Here is a 20,421-nt window from a genome sequence, read left to right as displayed (position 1 = left end):
CGTGTCCGGTCAGCCTATCGAGCGGGTCATCGCAACGGAACCGTCGCACCTCGAGGATCGCCGGGATCAGATCGTCGACGTCGGCCGCCCGAGGACGCCGGCGCGCTGGAGCAGCAGGTAGAGCTGGCAGCCTAGGCAGAGCGAGAACACGGCGTTGAGGAACGCGGCGATGAAGGCCGCCGCCGTCGCGATGGGCAGGGCCCACGGCACCCCGAGCAGGTGGAGCACGAGACCCACCGAGACGACGAACAGGCCGACGCCCTGGGCGAACCGCGGAGGCCGAGGGTCCTCGAGCTCCGACGGCGGGGTCAGTCGCGGCCTCACGAATCGGCGGAAGATCACACCCCACGGTGCGGTCGCGGGCGAGACGACGCTCCACAGGAACAGTGCGGCGATGACGACAGCCAGCAGGAAGGCGGGGTCGAGGGCACGCTGCCCCAGCGTCGACGCAGCGGCGTCGGGCGAGGTGCCGACGAGGCCGAGGAAGGTGGCCACGAGCAGCAGCGCGGTCGTGATCGTGGCGGCGAAGCGCGGTCCGCGAGGGTCGATGCCGGCGGGAGTGCTCATCTCTGCTCCTGTCTGCCGCGTCAGAGGGCGGCGAGTGCCTCGGTCAGGGCCGCGGGGCGCGGCACGCCGTGGAATCGGGCGCGCACGGCACCCGACCGGTCGACGACGAAGGTCGTGGGGGTCTGCAGCACCCGGTAGCGGGACGACAGGTCGGGGCGATGCGTGAGGTCGACCTCGACGTGGGCGACGGAGTCGTCCTGATCGGCGTAGGAGGTCAGCAGACGCCGCACCTGCGGGCAGCGTGTGCAGAACTCGGTGCTGAACTGCACGAGCGTGGCGCGCTCCGCGAGCGGCGCGCCCCCGTCTGAGGGATCGAAACGGAGCCCGGAGGCTGCGCTGCGGCGGCCGTCTCGCGCACGGACCACCAGCCCTGCGACGATCGCGAGGACGACGAGTGCTCCCGCGATGGCGAGCGCGAGTCCGGGTGACATGCGTCGAGCGTAAACCTGCTGCGGGCGGGGTGGACGCGATGTTTCCGACCGTGACGGACCGCTCCGATGTCGCCGGCGGCGGGTAGTCTGGCTGACATGAGCGCAGCCGTCCCGACGCCGTATGAAGACCTGCTCCGCGACGTGCTGGAGCACGGCACGCACAAGTCCGATCGCACGGGGACGGGCACCACGAGCGTGTTCGGTCGGCAGATCCGCTTCGACCTCTCGCAGGGCTTCCCGCTGATCACCACGAAGCGCGTGCATTTCAAGTCCATCGCGTACGAGCTGCTGTGGTTCCTCCGCGGCGATTCCAACGTGCGCTGGCTGCAGGATCACGGCGTGACCATCTGGGACGAGTGGGCGGATGCCGAGGGCGACCTCGGGCCCGTGTACGGCGTGCAGTGGCGCTCCTGGCCGACTCCCGACGGCGAGAGCATCGATCAGCTGTCCCAGGTGATCGAGCAGATCCGTCAGACGCCGGACTCCCGCCGTCTGATCGTGTCGGCCTGGAATCCGGCCGACATCCCCGACATGGCGCTGGCCCCGTGCCATGCGCTGTTCCAGTTCTACGTGGCGGACGGACGCCTGTCCTGCCAGCTGTACCAGCGCAGCGCGGATCTGTTCCTCGGGGTGCCGTTCAACATCGCCTCGTACGCGCTGCTGACGATGATGATCGCGCAGCAGGTCGGTCTCGAGCCGGGGGACTTCGTCTGGACCGGCGGCGACTGCCACATCTACGACAACCACCGGGAGCAGGTGCGCGAGCAGCTGACCCGCGAGCCTTTCCCGTACCCGACTCTGCGGTTCGCGCGCACTCCCGACTCGGTGTTCGACTACGAGTACGACGACTTCGTCGTCGAGGACTACCAGCACCACGCTCCGATCCGCGCGGCGGTGGCGGTATGACCTGGGTCGGGCTGGTCTGGGCGCAGGCGGCGGGCGGTGTCATCGGAGCCGAGGGCGGGATGCCGTGGAACGTGCCCGAAGATCTCGCGCACTTCAAGGACGTGACGATGGGTGCCCCCGTGATCATGGGGCGCAAGACGTGGGATTCGCTCCCGGAGCGCTTCCGACCGCTGCCCGGCCGCGAGAACGTGGTCATCACCCGCCAGCAGGATTGGTCGACAGAGGGTGCGCATCGTGCGGCGACGGTGACGGACGCCGTCCGCGGTCACGACCGCGTCTGGATCATCGGCGGCGCCGAGATCTTCCGCCAGGTGATCGGCGACGCCGACCGTCTCGAGGTGACAGAGCTCGATCTCGAGGTCGACGGAGATGCTTTCGCCCCGTCGACCGCGGGGTGGCGCGTCGTCGACGAGGGGGAGTGGCTGACCTCCCGCACCGGTATCCGCTACCGCTTCCTGGGTTACGAGCGCTGATGCCCACCGCGCTGATCACCGGTGCGAGTGCCGGCCTGGGCGAGGAGTTCGCCCGTCAGCTCGCGCGTCGCCGCGCCGACCTCGTGCTCGTGGCGCGCTCGGCCGGAGCGCTCGAAGACCTCGCGGCCGATCTGCGCAGCGAGCACGGCGTCGCGGTCGAGGTGCTGGTCGCCGATCTGGCTGACGAGGCAGGTGTCGGCAGCGTCGCGGCGCGACTGCGCGATGTCGACGACCCGGTCGACCTGCTGGTGAACAACGCCGGATTCGGCTTGCCTCTGCAGTTCGCCGACAACGACATCGACGACGAGGTGCGGCACCTGCGCGTGCACGTCGAGGCGTCGATGCGCCTCATGCACGCTGCGCTGCAGACGATGCGGGGCCGCGGCGGACGCATCGTCAATGTGGCCTCGGTCGCCGGGTTCATCTCCCGCTCGACGTACTCCGCGTGCAAGAGCTGGCTGATCGGTTTCAGCCGCTGGGCGAACACCGAGTACGCCGCCGACGGCGTGAGTGTGACCGCGGTGTGCCCCGGGTTCACGCACACCTCCTTCCACGAGCGCATGGGGCTGCCACCGGGGCAGGAGGGCGTGCCGGCGTTCATGTGGCTCGATGCACGAACCGTCGTGCGCGAGGGTCTGCGTGACGCGGCACTGGGCAGGCCGGTGTCGATCCCGTCGTTCCGCTACAAGGCCCTCGTGCTGTTGACGCGCGTGCTGCCGACGTCTCTGACGGCACGTATCGCCCGTCGAGGCCGCGTCTGACGCGGATCGTCAGAGGAACCGACCGAGTCGGATCCCGGCCATGGCGATCGCGGCGACGGTCTCGCCGTCCGTGATGCGCCCGCCGGCGATCATGGCCAGCACCTCCGCGAACGGGACCCAGGCGACCACGTCGATGCCCTCCTCGTCCTGTGCGTGCGCGTCCGCATGAGCGATCGGGCGGAGCTCGCGCGCGAGGAAGACGTGCTCGGGTGCCGCGGCGATGCCGTTGAGGGCGTTCATCGTGCCGATCGGAATCCAGTCGGCCGCCTCGAACCCGGTCTCCTCCGCCAATTCGCGCTGTGCGGCGACGAGCGGGTCCTCGCCGTCGCTGCCGCCGGCCGGCACCTCGATCGAGATGCCGGTGGTGTAGCGCTCGAGCGTGACGAGGCACACGCGGTCCTGCTCGTCGACCGCGACGACGAACACCGCCGGATTGCGCATCGTCACCACTCCGTAGATCCCGTCGCCGCCGGGGCCGGTCACCCGATCCTCTCGTACCGAGATCCAGGGGTTCTCGTAGACCGTCGAGGACTCGTGCGTGACCCATCTCATGCGTCAGAGCCTAGGCGTCTCCGTGGGATCGGAGTCGTGGGATGGCTGTTCGGCAGGAGCGCGAGACGCAGGACGCGAACGAGAAGCTGCGGCGCCGCAACGAGGCGGAGGCTGCGCGTCTCGCAGCGATGACGGCCGACGGAGCCGCCGTGCGCCCCGCCGGCGACCTCTCGATGGCGGTGAGCGCGACGGAGTTCGCGGTGGAGGATGTGTTGACCATCACGTGGCGGCGGGGCGACGTCATCCGTCCCGCAGCGTCCGCATAGACCCCGGCCGACCGATACGCTGGGAGCATGACGCACTCGGGCAACCCTTTCGGACAGGTTCTCGTCGCGCTGGTCACCCCCATGACCGCCGACGGCGAAGTCGACTGGCCCGCCGTCGAGAAGCACATCGATGACGTGATCACCGCTGGCGCGGACGGCATCGTCGTGACGGGAACGACCGGCGAGACCTCGACCCTGACGGACCCCGAGAAGCTCAAGCTCGTCGAGGTCGGCAAGTCCGTCTCGGCCGGTCGCGCGAAGATCGTCACGGGTGGCGGCTCGAACGAGACCGCCCACGCGATCGAGCTCTACAAGGCGAGCGAGAAGGCCGGCGCCGACGGCATCATGATCGTCACGCCGTACTACAACAAGCCGACGCAGGCGGGCATCCTCACGCACTTCCGGCTCGTCGCGGACGCGACCGATCTCCCGGTGATCCTGTACGACATCCCCGGCCGCACGGGAGTGCCCATCAAGTACGAGACGATCCTGCGTCTCGCGAAGCACCCGAACATCCTCGCGGTGAAGGACGCCAAGGGCGACTTCTCCGAGGTGAGCCGCGTACTCAACCAGACCGACCTCATGTACTTCTCCGGGGATGACGCGAACGTGCTGCCGCACCTCGCGATCGGTGCGACCGGCATGATCGGTGTGACGGCCAACATCGCCGCGACGCCCTATCGGACCATCGTCGACGCCGTGAACCGCGGAGACCTCGCCGCCGCGACCGCCGAGCACAAGCGCCTCGAGCCGCTCGTCCGCGCGGTCATGACCCACGTGCCGGGCACGGTCGCGGCGAAGTACATCCTGCACGGGCTCGGCCGCATCTCGAGCCCGCGCGTGCGTCTGCCCCTCGTCGGACCGGAGGAGTGGGAGGCCGCCCTGATCGAGGACGAGCTCGACCTCGTGAAGGACGTCCCCGGTGCCGACTTCTCGAACTTCCGCCCCGACCGCAATGCGGCTGCGGGCGGCGCCCTGCCGAAGGTGCACGGCACGACACGCTGACACCGGTCGCGGTGCGCCGCGACACCATGAACGAACGGACGCGGGTAGCGTCCGACTGAGGAGAGCGCATGTCCATCCCGATCGCAGATCCCACCGACCTCGAACGGGGGACGCTGCGCGTCACCCCGCTCGGCGGACTCGGCGAGGTCGGACGCAACATGACCATCTTCGAGTTCGACGGCAAGATCCTGATCGTCGACTGCGGAGTGCTGTTCCCCGAGGAGCACCAGCCGGGCGTCGACCTGATCCTGCCCGATTTCGAGCCGATCAAGGACCGGCTCGACGACATCGTCGGCGTGGTGCTCACGCACGGTCACGAAGACCACATCGGCGCTGTGCCGTACCTGCTGCGCCTCAAGAGCGACATTCCGCTAATCGGCTCGGGTCTGACCCTCGCACTGGTCGAGGCGAAGCTCAAGGAGCACCGCATCAAGGCCTTCACGCTCACGGTCAAGGAGGGTCAGCGCGAGCAGGTCGGCCCGTTCGACCTCGAGTTCGTGGCCGTGAACCACTCGATCCCGGATGCCCTCGCCGTCGCGATCCGCACGCCGGCCGGCATGGTCCTCGCCACCGGCGACTTCAAGATGGACCAGCTGCCGCTCGACGGTCGCATCACGGACCTCCGCGCCTTCTCCCGTCTGGGGGAGGAGGGCGTCGACCTGTTCCTCGTCGATTCCACCAACGCGGACGTCCCCGGCTTCACCCCGACCGAGCGGTCTATCGGTCCGGTGCTCGACCAGGTGATCGCGAAGGCCCCTCGCCGCGTGATCGTCGCGAGCTTCTCCAGCCACGTGCACCGCGTGCAGCAGGTCATCGACGCGGCTCACGCCCACGGGCGCCGTGTCGCCTTCCTCGGTCGAAGCATGGTGCGGAACATGACGATCGCCGAGCAGCTCGGGTACCTCAAGGTGCCGGACGGCGTGCTCATCGACTTCAAGAAGGCTCGCGACCTGCCCGACGACCGCATCGTCTACATGTCGACGGGGTCGCAGGGCGAGCCGATGGCCGTGCTCAGCCGCATGGCGAATCTCGACCACGCGATCGAGATCAGCGAGGGCGACACGGTCATCCTCGCCTCGAGCCTCATCCCCGGTAACGAGAACGCCGTGTACCGCGTGATCGACGGACTCACGAAGCTCGGCGCGAACGTCGTGCACAAGGCGAACGCCCGCGTGCACGTGTCCGGCCACGCCGCCGCCGGGGAGCTGCTCTACTGCTACAACATCCTCAAGCCGAAGAATGTCCTCCCCGTGCACGGCGAGTACCGGCACCTCATGGCGAATGCGAAGCTCGCCCAGGACACCGGGATCCCCGCGGAGCGCACGATCATCGCCTCGAACGGCACGGTGATCGACCTGAAGGACGGCGACGCACGCGTCGCCGGTCAGCTCGACCTCGGCTTCGTGTACGTCGACGGCTCGACGGTCGGCGAGATCACCGATGCCGACCTCAAGGACCGTCGGATCCTCGGCGAGGAGGGCTTCGTCTCGGTCATCGTCGTCGTGGATGCCGCGACGGGGCGCATCATCTCGGGACCGGAGATCCACGCCCGCGGCATCGCCGAGGACGATTCGGTCTTCGACGACGTCTCGCCGAAGATCGTCGCCGCCCTCAAGGAGGCGTCGGGCAACGGCGTCCGCGACACGCATGCGCTGTCGCAGGTGGTGCGTCGCACGATCGGCCGGTGGGTCAACCAGAAGCTGCGCCGTCGTCCGATGATCGTGCCGCTCGTCATCGAGGCCTGAGTCCGCGAGGCCCCCGATCGGCCCGGAATGCCGCGTCATTACGGGCCGATGTCGGGTGCTGGTCGTAACGTGAGAGCATGGCCAGGAGCACCACGAAGTCAGCGCGCGCGTCCGAGAGCGCCCCGCCTCGCCCCAAGAGGCAGGCGGCTCCGAAGGCCCAGGCTGCGCCGAAGAAGTACATCGACGATGTCGACAAGCCCCCGGTGATCGTCCGTGCGTGGGGCGGTCTCGCCCACGGTGTGGGTGGCCTCTTCCGTGCCTTCGGTCCCGAGACGCTCGAGAAGGACGACCGTCGCGACGGCTTCCCGTTCCTCCTGGTGCTGCTGGCGATCGCCGGCGCGGTGAACGAGTGGTTCTTCATCGGCAGCGAGGTCGCCGCGAGCATCAGCGCGTACTCCGTCGGCCTCTTCGTGGGGCGGGTCGCGTTCATCATGCCGGTCCTGCTCCTGCTGCTGGCCGGTTGGCTCTTCCGTCATCCCTCGTCCGTCCACGACAACGGACGCATCGGAATCGGCTTCGGGATGTTCGTGCTCGCGCTGTCGGGCATCTTCCACGTGGCGGGTCCGCGACCGCACCCGAACCAGGGCATGCCGGCCCTCAGCGAGTCCGGCGGCCTGCTCGGATGGCTGATCGGGCAGCCCCTGACGTATCTGACGGACATCCCGGCGTATCTCGTGCTGTCGCTGCTGGTGGTGCTCAGCATCCTGATCCTCACGAAGACGCCGCCGAACCGCATCGGCCAGCGCCTCGGCGACCTTTACGCGTGGATGTTCGACGCCGAGCGCACCGAGAAGCCGGCGAAGGATGCCACGGCGATCGACGACGCGGACAAGGTCGACGACCCCGACGTGCTGCCCTGGTGGCGGCGCAACAAGACCGGTCGCGAGGAGGATCCCGACGAGGGGACGCTCGGCTCCGACGACATCACGGCGCTCCTCGGGACCCAGGAGGCCACGCCCGCCTACGACCAGGCCGTCACGGTCGCCAACCCGTACGACGCGGCGACGGAGGTCCTGTCCGACGTGCGCTCGGTGACCGACGCGCTCGCGGAGCAGCAGACCACGGCGCTCCTCGACGACGAGTCGGACACGGGCGAGATGCCCGAGCTCCCGGGGCTCGACGGGTTCGGCACCGACGGCCCGGGCGACGGCGGCCCTCAGGCTCCGGTCGCGCCGTACATCCTCCCGTCGCCCGGCGTGCTGGCGGAGGGCCCGCCCTCGGTGGCCCGCTCGGAGGCGAACGACCGCATCGTCGAGCAGATCACCAGCGTGCTGTCGCAGTTCAACGTGGATGCGAAGGTCACGGGGTTTTCCCGCGGTCCGACGGTCACCCAGTACGAGGTCGAGGTGGGGCACGGCGTCAAGGTCGAGAAGATCCTGCAGCTGAGCAACAACTTCGCGTACGCCGTGGCATCCAACGACGTGCGCATCCTCTCGCCCATCCCCGGCAAGAGCGCCATCGGCATCGAGATCCCCAACACCGACCGCGAGACGGTCGCGCTGGGAGACGTGCTCCGCTCGCAGGCAGCGCACAAGAGCACGCACCCGCTGACCATCGGCGTGGGCAAAGACGTCGGCGGCAACTTCGTGGTCGCGAACCTCGCGAAGATGCCGCACCTCCTCGTCGCCGGTTCGACGGGTTCCGGTAAGTCGAGCTTCGTGAACTCGATGATCACGAGCCTGCTCATGCGCGCACGTCCCTCGGACGTGCGGATGGTCCTGATCGACCCGAAGCGTGTCGAGCTCACCAGCTACGCAGGAGTCCCGCACCTCATCACGCCGATCATCACGAACCCGAAGAAGGCCGCCGAGGCGCTGCAGTGGGTCGTGAAGGAGATGGACATGCGGTACGACGACCTCGCGTCGTTCGGGTTCCGCCACATCGACGACTTCAACAGGGCCGTCCGGGCCGGCGAGGTCGAGGTGCCCGTCGGCAGCGAGCGCGTGCTCAAGCCGTACCCGTATCTGCTGGTGGTCGTCGACGAGCTCGCCGACCTCATGATGGTCGCTCCGCGCGATGTCGAGGACTCGATCGTCCGCATCACGCAGCTCGCCCGTGCGTCCGGCATCCACCTGGTCCTCGCCACGCAGCGCCCGAGCGTCGACGTCGTGACGGGTCTGATCAAGGCCAACGTCCCATCGCGTCTTGCCTTCGCCGTCACCAGCGTCACCGACAGCCGTGTGATCCTCGACAGCCCCGGTGCCGACAAGCTCATCGGTCAGGGTGACGCCCTGTTCTCGCCCATGGGGTCGTCCAAGCCCTTCCGTCTGCAGGGTGCGTGGGTCGACGAGAAGGAGATCGACGCGGTCGTCAAGCACGTCACGCGGCAGGCTCGTCCCGAGTACCGGCCGGACGTGCAGGAGGCCATGGAGCCGAGCAAGAAGAAGGAGGTCGACGAGGACATCGGAGACGACCTCGAACTCCTCCTCGCCGCGGCCGAGCTCATCGTGTCGTCGCAGTTCGGCTCCACGTCGATGCTGCAGCGCAAGCTGCGCGTCGGCTTCGCCAAGGCGGGCCGCCTGATGGATCTGCTCGAGTCGAGGGAGATCGTCGGCCCGTCCGAGGGATCGAAGGCCCGTGACGTCCTCGCGACCCCGGAGCAGCTTCCGCAGGTCATGGCGAAGCTCCGCGGTGAGGACGTGCCGGCCCCTGCCGGTGCCACCCCCGCAGCGCCCGCCGCTGCGGGAGCCGTTGCCCCGCGCGACCCGGTCGAGGCGCAGTTCGAGGGCCTGCCCGAGGTCGAGGCCGATGGCGATGAAGACGCCTGGGGACTGACGGGGCGCGACTGATGGCGATACCCCGGCAGCTGCCCAACGCGATCACGGTCGCACGCATCCCCCTCGCAGTCGTCTTCTTCGTCCTGCTCCTGCTCGGCGGCACCTACGGCCTGACCGATCTGGCCGTTCGCTGGATCGCCGCGGTCCTCTTCATCGTGGCCATCTCCACCGACTGGGTCGACGGCTACCTCGCCCGGCGCTACGACATCGTCAGCGATTTCGGCAAGCTCTGGGATCCCATCGCCGACAAGCTCCTCACCGGGGCCGGTTTCATCGGCCTCGCCATCCTCGCCGAACTCAACTGGTGGGTCGTCGTCGTGATCCTCGTGCGCGAGTGGGGGATCACCATCCACCGCTTGATCGTCGCGAAGGAGCACGTGGTCGCCGCGGCGTGGATGGGCAAGCTCAAGACCGCCGTGCAGGGTGTCGCTCTCGGATGGGCGCTGCTGCCCCTGCACGTGGTGATCGGCCTGTGGCCGTGGGTGCTCGTGACGGCTGTGCTCATGATCATCGTCCTGATCCTCACGGTGGCGAGCGGGATCGACTACATCGTCGCCCAGGTCAGAGGATCCAGGCGGTCGGCGTGACGATCGCCTCCGACGTCGTCGAGGCCCTCTCGGCCCGCGGATGGACGCTGGGCGTGGCCGAGTCGTTGACGGGCGGCGCCGTCGCCGCAGAGCTCGTGAGCGTCCCCGGCGCCTCGGCAGCGCTCTGGGGTGCCGTCGTGGCTTACGCGACTCCGGTCAAGCACTCGTTGCTCGAGGTCGACGAGGCGCTCCTGGCGGCGCATGGGCCCGTTCACCCGCGCGTGGCGCTGCAGATGGCTGACGGAGTGCGCCGCGCCGTCGGTGTCGGACGACCTGCCGACGTCGGGATCGCGACGACCGGCATCGCCGGCCCGGACTCGCCCGACGGTCAGGCCGTGGGCACCGTGCACGTCGCGGTCGTGACTCCGGAGAGCTCCGCGAGCGAGTCGTTCCGATTCGACGGCGACCGCGTGGGGATCCGCGCCGCTTCGGTGGACGCCGTGCTCTCCCTGCTGCGTCGGATGACACGGGAATAGCGAGCGGGACGTGCCCGTTGTCATAAATGTGCTCACACCGAAAGCACAGCGTGCAAGGGTAGATTCTGTGACAGTCGATACGACTAGACTGACGATTCCATCGGGGGAGACCTCGAGTAGGCGATCTGGGAGGAGGTTCCGATGATTCTCGTACGGCAGGAAATCGGCGATGTTCTGAGGGACTTCCGTCTTCAGAAGGGGCGGACGCTCCGTCAGGTCGCGAGCAAGGCGTCTGTCGCCCTCGGATACCTCAGTGAAGTCGAGCGCGGACAGAAAGAGGCCTCGAGCGAGATCCTCGCATCGGTGGCCGATGCGCTCGACGTCCCGATCTCGACGATCATGCGCGAGGTCGGTGACCGCATCTCGGTTCTCGAGGGCATCCAGGTGTTCCCCGACGTCGTCCCCGACGACCTCGTGGCGGCTGTCGAGCCCGAACTCTCGCTCCACTGACATCGAGTCCCCGACTCTTCATGCGTCGTAGTGAGTTCCTCCGCGCTGTGGAGGCCGAATTCGGTGGGCGTGCGTCGTCCCTGGTGAGCGACCTGGTGCTCACAGGATTGTCCGGTCGCACGGCCGAGGGTGCCCTGGACGCGGGGATCCCTCCGCGCGACATCTGGCTCGCGCTGTGTGCTGAGACGGATGTGCCTCTCGAGCGCCGCCACGGCGCCGGGCGGCTCGAGCCTCGCAAGCGCTGAGCCGCGACGGCGGAGCGGAGCGGCTTCGAGATCCGCGACGTCTTTCCCGGCGTGTCGTCGAAGATGTGTTCGAAACGGGCGTAACGTTCTGCACAAGTGGTTCGGAGGCCACGTTCTCCCCGTTCAGTGGGCTCACGCGATGCAATGTCGGTGGCCCCTCGTACGGTGATAACAGGCCGAAGAGCCATACGCCTTGTCGGAGAGTTCGTCCCGATCCCGGGACGACCGCGACAGCCTACAGGCGGCACCACGCGAGCATAAGGAGCACGTCATGCCATCACCCGCAGACCGCGAGAAGTCCCTCGAGACCGCACTCGCTCAGATCGACCGCCAGTTCGGAAAGGGCTCGGTCATGCGGCTGGGCAGCGATGAGCGCGCCCCCGTCGCCGTGATCCCGACCGGTTCGATCGCTCTCGACGTCGCTCTCGGCGTCGGCGGGCTCCCGCGTGGCCGCATCGTGGAGATCTACGGACCCGAGTCATCGGGTAAGACCACGCTCACCCTGCACGCGATCGCCAACGCCCAGCGCTCCGGCGGCATCGCAGCGTTCATTGACGCGGAGCATGCGCTCGACCCCGACTACGCCGCCAAGCTCGGCGTCGACATCGACGCGCTCCTCGTCTCGCAGCCCGACACGGGTGAGCAGGCGCTTGAGATCGCCGACATGCTCGTGCGCTCCGGCGCGATCGACCTGATCGTGATCGACTCCGTCGCAGCCCTCGTGCCCCGTGCTGAGATCGAGGGCGAGATGGGAGACTCGCACGTCGGTCTCCAGGCTCGCCTGATGTCGCAGGCGCTCCGCAAGCTGACCGGTGGTCTCAACCAGACCAACACGACGATGATCTTCATCAACCAGCTGCGCGAGAAGATCGGTGTGTTCTTCGGATCGCCGGAGACCACCGCCGGTGGAAAGGCGCTCAAGTTCTACGCGTCGGTGCGCATGGACATCCGTCGCATCGAGACCCTCAAGGACGGCACCGACGCTGTCGGAAACCGCACCAGGGTCAAGGTCGTCAAGAACAAGATGGCTCCTCCGTTCAAGCAGGCGGAGTTCGACATCCTCTACGGCGTCGGCATCTCCCGCGAGGGCAGCCTCATCGATTTCGGCGTCGACCACGGCATCGTGAAGAAGTCGGGGTCCTGGTACACCTACGACGGAGATCAGCTCGGACAGGGCAAGGAGAACGCCCGCACGTTCCTGATCAAGAATCCCGACATCGCTCTCACGATCGAGACGCAGATCAAGCAGAAGCTCGGGATCGGCGGGCCGGCTGCTGCTGCTCCCGGTGACGAGCTCGCCGAGCGTCGTCCCGCGTAGAAGCCATGCGCAGGCAGTTCGACGGTCGGGGAACGACTGCTCCTATGACCGGAGTGTGCGATGAGTGATCATCATGGGGGCGAGTCCGAGCGGCTCGCTCCCGTGACGCCGCTGTTCGGCAGGCGGCGCGGGGCTTCCGAATCCGACGACGCGGGGGATCGGATTCCGCGCCTGGACGAGCACGGGTCGCGCTCGCACGGGTCGCGCTCGCATAGGACGGGAGACGGCGTCTCGGACGAAGCCCGTCGCGCAGCCGAAGTGGTCGTCCCGCGACGCACCGGCGATGCGGGACTCTGGCGGTCGACCTGGAACGGCGACGACCTCAGCGGATCGATGGCGGAAGAGGCGTCGGACGGTTCCCCGAGCGAACGTCATCCTGCGCGGGGTGCGGCAGGACGAGGTCCCCGTCTGCGTCCGCTCAACGCCGTGCCCGATTCTTCGGGCGGTGCATTCGGAGAGGCGGGAACGGGCGCGCGGTCTCCGCAGAGCGACGAGGAGATCCGCGCCGCAGCGGAGGAGCTCCTCGTGCGCAAGCTCCGCTCGCGCTCGCTGTCGGTCTCCGAAGCGCGTCTCGTGCTGCGAGGCTACGAGAACGACGGCCGTCGTCTCGATGCGCACCAGGTCGACGATGTGGTCGCGGAGTTCGAACGGCGCGGCTATCTCGACGATGCCGTGCTCGCCGAGCAACTCGTCACCGGGGGAGTGCAGCGCAAGGGGCAGGGGCGCGTCGCTCTCACTCGTGCGCTCGCTCAGCGAGGAATCCCGCGCGAGGTCATCGACGCCGCTCTCGAAGAACTGCCGGACGACGACGCCGAGCGTGCCCTCGAGTTCGCCCGGACCAAGGCGACGTCGCTGGCCCGGCTCGATCCCGACACGGCGCTCCGCCGTCTCGTGGGGCAGCTCGCGCGCCGCGGCTACAACGGCGGAGTCGCCATGAGCGCGGCGAAGACCGCGCTGGCGGAAGCGTCCGGCCGCGGGTCGAGCGGAGTGCGCTTCGTCGACTCGGACTGATTCCACGACGATCGGATCCTCGCTGCCCGCTCGCGCTCCGTCGAGCACAGCCGGTGTCCCGTCGACGCGCTCGTAGAATGGAATCATCATGACTATCCCGCGCAGCGAGCCGACGATCATCTCCTCGTCGTCGGCGGCGATCGACCACGACGGCAGACAGCGTTCCTACGAGGTGCGCACCTTCGGCTGTCAGATGAACGTGCACGACTCCGAGCGTCTCTCCGGTTCGCTCGAGAGCGCCGGTTACATCAGGGCAGAGGTCGGCGACGAAGCCGACGTCGTCATCATCAACACCTGCGCGGTGCGCGACAACGCAGCGGGCAAGCTGTACGGCACACTCGGACAGCTCGCTGCCGTCAAGCGGCGCAAGGACGGCATGCAGATCGCCGTCGGCGGGTGCCTCGCGCAGATGGACAAGCAGGCCGTGCTCGACAAGGCGCCATGGGTCGACGTGGTCTTCGGCACGCACAACATGGGCTCGCTCCCCGGACTGCTGGAACGCGCACGTCACAACGGCGAGGCGGAGATGGAGATCCTCGAGTCGCTCGAGATCTTCCCGTCGACGCTTCCGACCAAGCGCGACTCCGCCCACAGCGGGTGGGTGTCGATCTCCGTCGGCTGCAACAACACCTGCACGTTCTGCATCGTCCCGAGCCTGCGAGGCAAGGAGAAGGATCGCCGACCCGGCGACATCCTGAACGAGATCCGGCTGCTCGTCGAAGACGGCGCGATCGAGGTCACGCTGCTCGGACAGAACGTGAACTCCTACGGTGTCGAATTCGGTGATCGACAGGCCTTCGGCAAGCTCCTCCGCGCGACCGGTGAGATCGAGGGACTCGAGCGCGTCCGCTTCACCAGCCCCCACCCCGCGGCCTTCACCGACGACGTGATCGACGCCATGGCCGAGACTACGAACGTGATGCCTCAGCTGCACATGCCGCTGCAGTCCGGCAGTGACCGCATCCTCAAGGCCATGCGCCGTTCCTACCGGAGCGAGAAGTTCCTCGGCATCCTCGAGCGCGTTCGCGACCGGATCCCGCACGCCGCGATCACGACCGACATCATCGTCGGATTCCCCGGCGAGACCGACGAGGACTTCGAAGACACCATGCGGGTCGTCGAGCAGTCGCGCTTCGCCAGCGCCTTCACCTTCCAGTACTCCATCCGGGAGGGCACTCCGGCGGCCACGATGGCGGATCAGGTGCCCAAGGCAATCGTGCAGGAGCGTTACAACCGTCTCATCGCCCTGCAGGAGCGCATCTCCCTCGAGGAGAATCAGAAGCAGGTCGGTCGCGAGGTCGAGGTGCTGGTCTCGACAGGCGAGGGCAAGAAGGATGCCGAGACGCACCGCCTCACCGGACGAGCGCAGGACAACCGACTCGTGCACTTCGAGGTCACCCCCGGCTCCGACCTGCCGCGCCCCGGCGACGTCGTGACCGTGACCATCAGCCACGCGGCGCCGTTCCACCTGCTCGCCGACGATCCGACGGGAGCGCCCCTGCGCATCCGCCGAACCCGCGGTGGCGACGCCTGGGACCGCGCCCAGGCGGAGTCGTGTGCGGTGCCCGCTCCGGCGTCGTCCGGCGGAGCACGAGCGGTGTCGCTCGGCCTCCCCACGCTTCGCGTCGGCGTGTGACCGCAGACAGCGTCGCCTCGGCGTCGGGTACTCCGAAGCTGTGGGTCGTCGTCGGTGCGACGGGGACGGGCAAGAGCGATCTCGCCCTCGACCTCGCCGAAACCCTGCGTGCGCGAGGCAACCACGCGGAGATCATCAACGCCGATGCGATGCAGCTCTACCGGGGCATGGACATCGGCACGGCGAAGCTGACGGTCGACGAGCGTCGCGGCATCCCGCACCACCTGCTCGACGTGCGCGATGTCGACGAGGAAGCGGGCGTGGCCTGGTACCAGCCGCTCGCACGCGCCGCGGCGGCTGACATCCACTCCCGTGGAGGCGACGCGATCCTCGTCGGCGGATCCGGTCTGTACGTCTCCAGCGTGGTCTTCGACTTCGCGTTCCCGCCCCGCGACACCGCTGTCCGCGATCGACTCCAACGAGAACTCGACGACAGCGGTCTCGACGCGCTGCTCGCCCGGCTGAGGCGACTCGACCCCGCCACGGCGGATCGCATCGACGCCAAGAACGCGCGACGAGTGATGCGAGCCCTCGAAGTGCTCGAGCAGGGGAGCGCGACCCACGGGGCCGCACTCCCGGCGGAGCCTGCGCTCTGGCACCCCCACACCCGAATCGTCGGCTTGCACGTCGACAGGTCGCACCTGGTCGAGCGCCTCGACGAGCGCGTGGAGCGGATGTGGCGGGCGGGTCTCGTCGAGGAGGTCGACGCCCTCCGCTCGCGAGGGTTGGAGCGCGGCACGACCGCTCGCCGAGCGATCGGGTATGCCCAAGCCCTCGCGCAACTCGACGGGCAGCTATCCGCACGCGAGGCGATCGAGCAGACGCAGGCGCTCACGCGTCGATACGCGCGTCGACAGGTCTCCTGGTTCAAGCGGTACGCCGATCTCGAATGGCACGACGCGCCCATCGACGCGGGATCACTCCTCTCGAGGTGAGTCGAGGTGAGTCGAGCTCACCCGAGCGGCGCCCGTGCGGCAGGCGCGGTGTGCGCCGCGAATGTCGGAGGTCGGTGGGAACCTGGCGGCATGACCACCCACTTCTACACCGCGTCGAGCCTCGACGGCTTCATCGCGACAGACGATCACTCCCTCGACTGGCTGCTCTCGCAGGACATCGACGAGGACGGCCCGATGGCGTACCAGGAGTTCGAGCGGGGGATGGGTGCCCTCGCGATGGGTGCGTCGACGTATGAATGGGTGATGCGACATGAGCAGGGCACGTGGGGGTACGCACAGCCGACGTGGGTGTTCACGCACCGCGACCTCGACCGCCCGGAGCAGGGCGACATCCGCTTCGCTCAGGGTGACGTCGCGGCCGCGCACGCGGAGATGGTCGAGACCGCCGGCGGGAAGGGCGTCTGGGTGGTCGGCGGGGGAGACCTCGCGGGGCAGTTCGCCGACGCCGGGCTCCTCGACGAGGTGTGGGTGCAGTACGCCCCGGTGACCCTCGGCTCGGGCGCTCCACTGCTTCCCCGTGCGCTCACCCTCGAGCTGCTGGAGGTCGCCCGCAACCGCGCCTTCCTGTGTGGTCGCTACCGCGTGGTCAAGGACTGAGACCGCGCGATCCTAGACTCGGAGGATGGCCTGGAGCATCCGCGCATTCGACGATCGTGACACGGAAGCGGTCATCGCACTCTGGGAGGAGGCCGGTCTCACCAGGCCCTGGAACGATCCGCGCCGAGACATCCAACGGAAGCTCCAGGTGCAGCCCGAGCTCTTCCTCGTCGCCGTCGACGACAGCGACGGCACCGACGACAGCGACGGCACCGACGGCATCACACCGCGCATCGTCGGTACGGTGATGGCGGGGTACGACGGACACCGCGGCTGGCTGTACTACCTCGCGACCGCTGTGAGCCATCGGGGGCGCGGTGTCGCCCGCGCCGTCGTCACGGAGGCCGAGCGGTTGCTCCTCGCCATGGGGTGCCCGAAGATCCAGCTCATGGTCCGCGAGGGCAACGAATCGGTGCTGGCCTTCTACGACAGCCTCGGATACGAGCGCTTCTCGGTGAGTAACACCGGCAAGCGGCTGATCGTCGACGCATAGCCGCGATCCCTAGACTGGAGGCATGGTCGCATTCACCAAGGGGCACGGCACGGGCAACGACTTCGTCATCATCGCCGACCCCGACGGCACGCTCGAGCTGAGCGCAGAGCAGGTCGCCGCGCTCTGCGACCGTCACTTCGGAATCGGCGCAGACGGCATTCTCCGCGTCGTGCGCTCAGCGGCGATCCCGGAGGGGCGTGCCTCCCTCGACGAGGAGCCCGCCGCCGAGTGGTTCATGGACTATCGGAACGCCGACGGATCGCTCGCGGAGATGTGCGGGAACGGCATCCGCGTCTTCGCCCACTACCTGCTGCGGTCGGGCCTCGCGACGCTGGAACCCGGATCGACCCTTCCGATCGGCACCCGCGCAGGGGTCCGCGACATCACCCGCAGTGACACCGGATACCAGGTCGACCTCGGCGCATGGCGACTCTCGGGCGGCGACCCGCTCGTGAAGGCCGACGGCCTGGCGGTCACGCGTCCGGGACTCGGCGTCGACGTCGGCAACCCGCACGTCGTCGTCGCTCTCGCCGAAGACGCCGAGCTCGCCTCCCTCGAACTGCACCGCGCGCCGGAGCTCGACCCCGCACCGCCGCACGGCGCGAACGTCGAGTTCGTCGTTCCCGCCGAGCCGCTCGTGCGGGACGGGGTCGGACATGTGCGCATGCGCGTGTCCGAGCGAGGCGTCGGGGAGACGCTGAGCTGCGGCACGGGAGTCGCGGCGACGGCATTGGCGGTCCGCCACTGGGCGGGCGCGCAAGCGCCGGATCACTGGCGGGTCGAGGTCCCGGGCGGCGTGCTGGGCGTGCGGATGTTCCCCGCGGAAGACGGAGAGCACGTCGGCCTCTCCGGACCGGCACAGCTCGTGTTCAGCGGCGAGGTCGAGCTGGTCTGACCCGCCCTGCTCGCCGGCGTGTCAGTCGTCGTCGAGGGGCACCGTGATGGGCTCGGTGGGCGGGGTGCCGTGCTTGCGCACCTTGAGCACCCGGTATCCCTTGGCCGTGGCGGTGCGGTAGACGCTGAAGCCGGGGTGGAAGGTCGCGCCGATCCAGCGCTGGAGCGAGTCCGCGCCGAGATTGCGCTGCACCACGAGCCACGCGTCGCTGCGTTCGTCGAGGCGTGGGATCCACTTCTCCAGCAGGCCGTGCAACTCGTTCTTGCCGACGCGGATCGGCGGGTTCGAGCGGATGGAGCGGAACATCACGTCGCCGGGAACATCTTCAGGGCGACGGGCGTTGACATTGGTGAGGCCGAGAGACGCCGCGTTGCGGCGGACCAGGTCGAGAGCACGCTCGTTGACGTCGACCGCCCAGACGGTCGCGTGCGGCGAGGCGAGCGCCATCGACAGGGAGATCGGACCCCACCCGCTGCCGAGGTCGAGAAGATGGCCTCCCGGCGGCACGGGAGGCATATTCGCGAGCAGGACCGCAGTTCCGGCGTCCAGCCGATCCGGGCTGAAGACGCCACCCGCTGTGGTGACGTCCAGCTCGCGGCCTGCGAGCGATACACGGATCGTGCGCAGGTTCTCAGGACTCGCCGGGGCCGCAGTGAAGTAATGGTCGGACCCCATACCGTGAGCGTAGCGGACAGCGCGGGCTAAGGTTAAGGCTCGCAACCAAACCCAGAGAACAGGGACGGATGACGGATACCACGACACACTCGACCGGCGACGACGCGCTCGACCGCGTGCTCTCGAACGCCGAACGGCGCACCGAGCCGCGAGTCTTCGGCGCAGCGCAGGCGCTGCAGGACCGCGAGACGGCGGCGCACGCGACATCGGACGGGGAGCAGTGGGACCTCGAGGATCGCCACGCGCTCCGTCGCGTCGCTGGGCTCTCCACGGAGCTCGAGGACGTCACCGAGGTCGAGTACCGGCAGCTGCGGCTCGAGAACGTCGTCCTCGCGGGCGTGTACCCGCAGGGTGCGCAGGAGGATGCCGAGAACTCGCTGCGCGAACTCGCCGCCCTCGCCGAGACGGCCGGCGCCGTCGTTCTCGACGGAGTGCTGCAGCGTCGACCGCATCCCGACGCCGCCACCTATCTCGGGCGCGGCAAGGCGCAGGAGCTCAAGGACATCGTCGCGGCGGTCGGCGCCGACACCGTGATCGCCGACACCGAGCTGGCGCCCAGCCAGCGTCGCGCGCTCGAGGACGTCGTGAAGGTCAAGGTCATCGACCGCACGACCGTCATCCTCGACATCTTCAGCCAGCACGCGAAGAGCCGCGAGGGCAAGGCGCAGGTGGAGCTCGCTCAACTCGAGTACCTCCTGCCGCGCCTTCGTGGGTGGGGTGAGTCCATGAGCCGTCAGGCCGGTGGCCAGGTCGGCGCCGGCGGCGCGGGCATGGGCTCCCGTGGACCGGGTGAGACGAAGATCGAGCTCGACCGTCGCCGGATCCGCACCAAGATGGCGCTGCTGCGCCGGCAGATCCGCGACTTCGGTCCCGCTCGCGAGGCGAAGCGCGCCGAGCGCAAGCGCAACACGATCCCGTCCGTCGCGATCGCCGGGTACACGAACGCCGGCAAGTCGAGCCTCCTCAATGCGCTCACGAGCGCGGGCGTGCTCGTCGAGAACGCGCTGTTCGCGACTCTCGACGCGACCGTGCGTCGATCCGAGACATCCGACGGCCGCGTGTACACGCTGACCGACACCGTGGGGTTCGTGCGCAACCTGCCGCACCAGCTGGTCGAGGCCTTCCGGTCGACGCTGGAGGAGGTGGGCGACGCCGACGTCGTGCTGCACGTGGTCGACGGTTCGCACCCCGATCCGGCGGGTCAGCTGCAGACCGTTCGCGATGTGATGGGCGATGTCGGGGTCAGGGACCTGCCCGAGCTGGTCGTCTTCAACAAGGCCGACCTCATCGCGCCGGACGAACGACTCGTGCTGCGGGGCCTCGAGCCGAAGGCGCACTTCGTGTCGTCGCGGTCGGGCGAGGGCATCGACGAACTGCGCGCGGCGATCGAGGAGGCTCTGCCGAAGCCCGCAGTCGAGGTGCACGCGGTCGTCCCGTACGATCGCGGCGACCTCGTCGCGGCGATCCACGAGACGGGCATGCTCCTGTCTGTGGACCACCGGGAGGACGGAACCCTCGTGCACGCGCGGGTGTCGGAGCGGCTCGCCGCAGACCTGGAGCCCTTCGCGGTCGACGCCTGACGCTCAGGCGGGCCAGGGC

General features: G+C 68.7%; 23 protein-coding genes. 19 read left to right on the top strand and 4 right to left on the bottom strand.

Annotated elements, in window-relative coordinates; genetic code table 11:
• Positions 1–66 precede the first annotated feature (66 nt).
• Both MRBLWO14_RS01660 and MRBLWO14_RS01655 read right to left on the bottom strand, forming a co-directional pair.
• A complete protein-coding gene (locus tag MRBLWO14_RS01660) occupies positions 67–567 on the bottom strand; it encodes a DUF4395 domain-containing protein (protein ID WP_341934755.1) in 501 nt (166 codons plus the stop codon).
• Between the two features lie 20 nt (positions 568–587).
• On the bottom strand, positions 588–998 hold the full coding sequence (locus MRBLWO14_RS01655) for a thioredoxin family protein (protein WP_341934754.1): 411 nt from the start codon (positions 996–998) through the stop codon (positions 588–590).
• A 96-nt stretch (positions 999–1,094) separates the two neighbouring features.
• Here MRBLWO14_RS01655 and MRBLWO14_RS01650 point away from each other — a divergent pair, with 96 nt between their 5' ends.
• The 3 genes from MRBLWO14_RS01650 to MRBLWO14_RS01640 are packed head-to-tail and all read left to right on the top strand — an operon-like array spanning position 1,095 to position 3,138.
• A complete protein-coding gene (locus MRBLWO14_RS01650; RefSeq protein WP_341934753.1) occupies positions 1,095–1,904 on the top strand; it encodes a thymidylate synthase in 810 nt (269 codons plus the stop codon).
• A complete protein-coding gene (locus MRBLWO14_RS01645; protein WP_341934752.1) occupies positions 1,901–2,377 on the top strand; it encodes a dihydrofolate reductase in 477 nt (158 codons plus the stop codon). Before MRBLWO14_RS01650 ends, MRBLWO14_RS01645 begins: the two co-directional genes overlap by 4 nt.
• The gene (locus MRBLWO14_RS01640) at positions 2,377–3,138 is read left to right on the top strand and encodes an SDR family oxidoreductase (RefSeq protein ID WP_341934751.1); all 762 of its coding nucleotides are present in this window, start codon (positions 2,377–2,379) and stop codon (positions 3,136–3,138) included. The genes MRBLWO14_RS01645 and MRBLWO14_RS01640 overlap by 1 nt, the downstream gene beginning before the upstream one ends.
• Before the next feature lie 9 nt (positions 3,139–3,147).
• Here MRBLWO14_RS01640 and MRBLWO14_RS01635 read toward each other — a convergent pair whose 3' ends face one another.
• Positions 3,148–3,690 carry an NUDIX hydrolase gene (locus tag MRBLWO14_RS01635; RefSeq protein WP_341934750.1) on the bottom strand — a complete coding sequence of 181 codons (543 nt, stop codon included), beginning with the start codon at positions 3,688–3,690 and terminating at the stop codon, positions 3,148–3,150.
• A 41-nt stretch (positions 3,691–3,731) separates the two neighbouring features.
• Here MRBLWO14_RS01635 and MRBLWO14_RS01630 point away from each other — a divergent pair, with 41 nt between their 5' ends.
• From MRBLWO14_RS01630 to dapF, 15 genes are all read left to right on the top strand, one after another.
• The gene (locus tag MRBLWO14_RS01630; protein ID WP_341934749.1) at positions 3,732–3,956 is read left to right on the top strand and encodes a hypothetical protein; all 225 of its coding nucleotides are present in this window, start codon (positions 3,732–3,734) and stop codon (positions 3,954–3,956) included.
• Positions 3,957–3,983: 27 nt separating this feature from the next.
• Positions 3,984–4,961, top strand: coding sequence for a 4-hydroxy-tetrahydrodipicolinate synthase (dapA, locus tag MRBLWO14_RS01625; protein WP_341934748.1), 978 nt, complete (start codon positions 3,984–3,986; stop codon positions 4,959–4,961).
• A gap of 68 nt (positions 4,962–5,029) precedes the next feature.
• Positions 5,030–6,706, top strand: coding sequence for a ribonuclease J (locus MRBLWO14_RS01620; RefSeq protein WP_341934747.1), 1,677 nt, complete (start codon positions 5,030–5,032; stop codon positions 6,704–6,706).
• Between the two features lie 77 nt (positions 6,707–6,783).
• On the top strand, positions 6,784–9,495 hold the full coding sequence (locus MRBLWO14_RS01615; protein ID WP_341934746.1) for a DNA translocase FtsK 4TM domain-containing protein: 2,712 nt from the start codon (positions 6,784–6,786) through the stop codon (positions 9,493–9,495).
• Complete coding sequence (gene pgsA / locus MRBLWO14_RS01610) at positions 9,495–10,070, top strand: CDP-diacylglycerol--glycerol-3-phosphate 3-phosphatidyltransferase (RefSeq protein ID WP_341934745.1); 576 nt, start codon at positions 9,495–9,497, stop codon at positions 10,068–10,070. The genes MRBLWO14_RS01615 and pgsA overlap by 1 nt, the downstream gene beginning before the upstream one ends.
• Positions 10,067–10,546 carry a CinA family protein gene (locus MRBLWO14_RS01605; protein ID WP_341934744.1) on the top strand — a complete coding sequence of 160 codons (480 nt, stop codon included), beginning with the start codon at positions 10,067–10,069 and terminating at the stop codon, positions 10,544–10,546. The genes pgsA and MRBLWO14_RS01605 overlap by 4 nt, the downstream gene beginning before the upstream one ends.
• A gap of 141 nt (positions 10,547–10,687) precedes the next feature.
• The gene (locus MRBLWO14_RS01600) at positions 10,688–10,996 is read left to right on the top strand and encodes a helix-turn-helix transcriptional regulator (RefSeq protein ID WP_144877397.1); all 309 of its coding nucleotides are present in this window, start codon (positions 10,688–10,690) and stop codon (positions 10,994–10,996) included.
• A 20-nt stretch (positions 10,997–11,016) separates the two neighbouring features.
• Entirely contained in the window at positions 11,017–11,241 is a 225-nt protein-coding gene (locus MRBLWO14_RS01595) for a DUF3046 domain-containing protein (RefSeq protein WP_341934743.1), read from the top strand.
• 271 nt (positions 11,242–11,512) lie between these two features.
• Positions 11,513–12,559, top strand: a complete 1,047-nt coding sequence (gene recA, locus MRBLWO14_RS01590) for a recombinase RecA (protein ID WP_096715854.1) — start codon at positions 11,513–11,515, stop codon at positions 12,557–12,559.
• 258 nt (positions 12,560–12,817) lie between these two features.
• Positions 12,818–13,570, top strand: a complete 753-nt coding sequence (locus MRBLWO14_RS01585; protein WP_341934742.1) for a regulatory protein RecX — start codon at positions 12,818–12,820, stop codon at positions 13,568–13,570.
• Positions 13,571–13,658: 88 nt separating this feature from the next.
• The gene (gene miaB / locus MRBLWO14_RS01580; protein WP_341934741.1) at positions 13,659–15,206 is read left to right on the top strand and encodes a tRNA (N6-isopentenyl adenosine(37)-C2)-methylthiotransferase MiaB; all 1,548 of its coding nucleotides are present in this window, start codon (positions 13,659–13,661) and stop codon (positions 15,204–15,206) included.
• On the top strand, positions 15,203–16,141 hold the full coding sequence (miaA, locus tag MRBLWO14_RS01575) for a tRNA (adenosine(37)-N6)-dimethylallyltransferase MiaA (RefSeq protein ID WP_341934740.1): 939 nt from the start codon (positions 15,203–15,205) through the stop codon (positions 16,139–16,141). Before miaB ends, miaA begins: the two co-directional genes overlap by 4 nt.
• 90 nt (positions 16,142–16,231) lie before the next feature.
• Positions 16,232–16,759 carry a dihydrofolate reductase family protein gene (locus MRBLWO14_RS01570; protein WP_341934739.1) on the top strand — a complete coding sequence of 176 codons (528 nt, stop codon included), beginning with the start codon at positions 16,232–16,234 and terminating at the stop codon, positions 16,757–16,759.
• Between the two features lie 25 nt (positions 16,760–16,784).
• The gene (locus MRBLWO14_RS01565) at positions 16,785–17,252 is read left to right on the top strand and encodes a GNAT family acetyltransferase (protein ID WP_341934738.1); all 468 of its coding nucleotides are present in this window, start codon (positions 16,785–16,787) and stop codon (positions 17,250–17,252) included.
• A 22-nt stretch (positions 17,253–17,274) separates the two neighbouring features.
• On the top strand, positions 17,275–18,147 hold the full coding sequence (dapF, locus tag MRBLWO14_RS01560; protein WP_341934737.1) for a diaminopimelate epimerase: 873 nt from the start codon (positions 17,275–17,277) through the stop codon (positions 18,145–18,147).
• A 21-nt stretch (positions 18,148–18,168) separates the two neighbouring features.
• Here the strand turns inward: dapF and MRBLWO14_RS01555 are convergent, their stop codons facing one another.
• A complete protein-coding gene (locus MRBLWO14_RS01555; RefSeq protein ID WP_341934736.1) occupies positions 18,169–18,822 on the bottom strand; it encodes a methyltransferase in 654 nt (217 codons plus the stop codon).
• A gap of 68 nt (positions 18,823–18,890) precedes the next feature.
• On the opposite strand from MRBLWO14_RS01555, the gene hflX reads away from it, so the two are divergent.
• Positions 18,891–20,402, top strand: coding sequence for a GTPase HflX (hflX, locus tag MRBLWO14_RS01550; RefSeq protein ID WP_341934735.1), 1,512 nt, complete (start codon positions 18,891–18,893; stop codon positions 20,400–20,402).
• Positions 20,403–20,421 lie beyond the last annotated feature (19 nt).

Source organism: Microbacterium sp. LWO14-1.2 (genome assembly GCF_038397715.1).
GTDB lineage: Bacteria > Actinomycetota > Actinomycetes > Actinomycetales > Microbacteriaceae > Microbacterium.
Note: the sequence above shows the minus strand (reverse complement) of the source record. Positions and strands in the feature narration are given on the sequence as shown.

Coding starts and splice junctions, on each gene's coding strand:
- MRBLWO14_RS01660 (WP_341934755.1), bottom strand. CDS start 567: ATGAGCACTCCCGCCGGCATCGACCCTCGCGGACCGCGCTTCGCCGCC.
- MRBLWO14_RS01655 (WP_341934754.1), bottom strand. CDS start 998: ATGTCACCCGGACTCGCGCTCGCCATCGCGGGAGCACTCGTCGTCCTC.
- MRBLWO14_RS01650 (WP_341934753.1), top strand. CDS start 1,095: ATGAGCGCAGCCGTCCCGACGCCGTATGAAGACCTGCTCCGCGACGTG.
- MRBLWO14_RS01645 (WP_341934752.1), top strand. CDS start 1,901: ATGACCTGGGTCGGGCTGGTCTGGGCGCAGGCGGCGGGCGGTGTCATC.
- MRBLWO14_RS01640 (WP_341934751.1), top strand. CDS start 2,377: ATGCCCACCGCGCTGATCACCGGTGCGAGTGCCGGCCTGGGCGAGGAG.
- MRBLWO14_RS01635 (WP_341934750.1), bottom strand. CDS start 3,690: ATGAGATGGGTCACGCACGAGTCCTCGACGGTCTACGAGAACCCCTGG.
- MRBLWO14_RS01630 (WP_341934749.1), top strand. CDS start 3,732: ATGGCTGTTCGGCAGGAGCGCGAGACGCAGGACGCGAACGAGAAGCTG.
- dapA (WP_341934748.1), top strand. CDS start 3,984: ATGACGCACTCGGGCAACCCTTTCGGACAGGTTCTCGTCGCGCTGGTC.
- MRBLWO14_RS01620 (WP_341934747.1), top strand. CDS start 5,030: ATGTCCATCCCGATCGCAGATCCCACCGACCTCGAACGGGGGACGCTG.
- MRBLWO14_RS01615 (WP_341934746.1), top strand. CDS start 6,784: ATGGCCAGGAGCACCACGAAGTCAGCGCGCGCGTCCGAGAGCGCCCCG.
- pgsA (WP_341934745.1), top strand. CDS start 9,495: ATGGCGATACCCCGGCAGCTGCCCAACGCGATCACGGTCGCACGCATC.
- MRBLWO14_RS01600 (WP_144877397.1), top strand. CDS start 10,688: ATGATTCTCGTACGGCAGGAAATCGGCGATGTTCTGAGGGACTTCCGT.
- MRBLWO14_RS01595 (WP_341934743.1), top strand. CDS start 11,017: ATGCGTCGTAGTGAGTTCCTCCGCGCTGTGGAGGCCGAATTCGGTGGG.
- recA (WP_096715854.1), top strand. CDS start 11,513: ATGCCATCACCCGCAGACCGCGAGAAGTCCCTCGAGACCGCACTCGCT.
- miaB (WP_341934741.1), top strand. CDS start 13,659: ATGACTATCCCGCGCAGCGAGCCGACGATCATCTCCTCGTCGTCGGCG.
- MRBLWO14_RS01570 (WP_341934739.1), top strand. CDS start 16,232: ATGACCACCCACTTCTACACCGCGTCGAGCCTCGACGGCTTCATCGCG.
- MRBLWO14_RS01565 (WP_341934738.1), top strand. CDS start 16,785: ATGGCCTGGAGCATCCGCGCATTCGACGATCGTGACACGGAAGCGGTC.
- dapF (WP_341934737.1), top strand. CDS start 17,275: ATGGTCGCATTCACCAAGGGGCACGGCACGGGCAACGACTTCGTCATC.
- MRBLWO14_RS01555 (WP_341934736.1), bottom strand. CDS start 18,822: ATGGGGTCCGACCATTACTTCACTGCGGCCCCGGCGAGTCCTGAGAAC.
- hflX (WP_341934735.1), top strand. CDS start 18,891: ATGACGGATACCACGACACACTCGACCGGCGACGACGCGCTCGACCGC.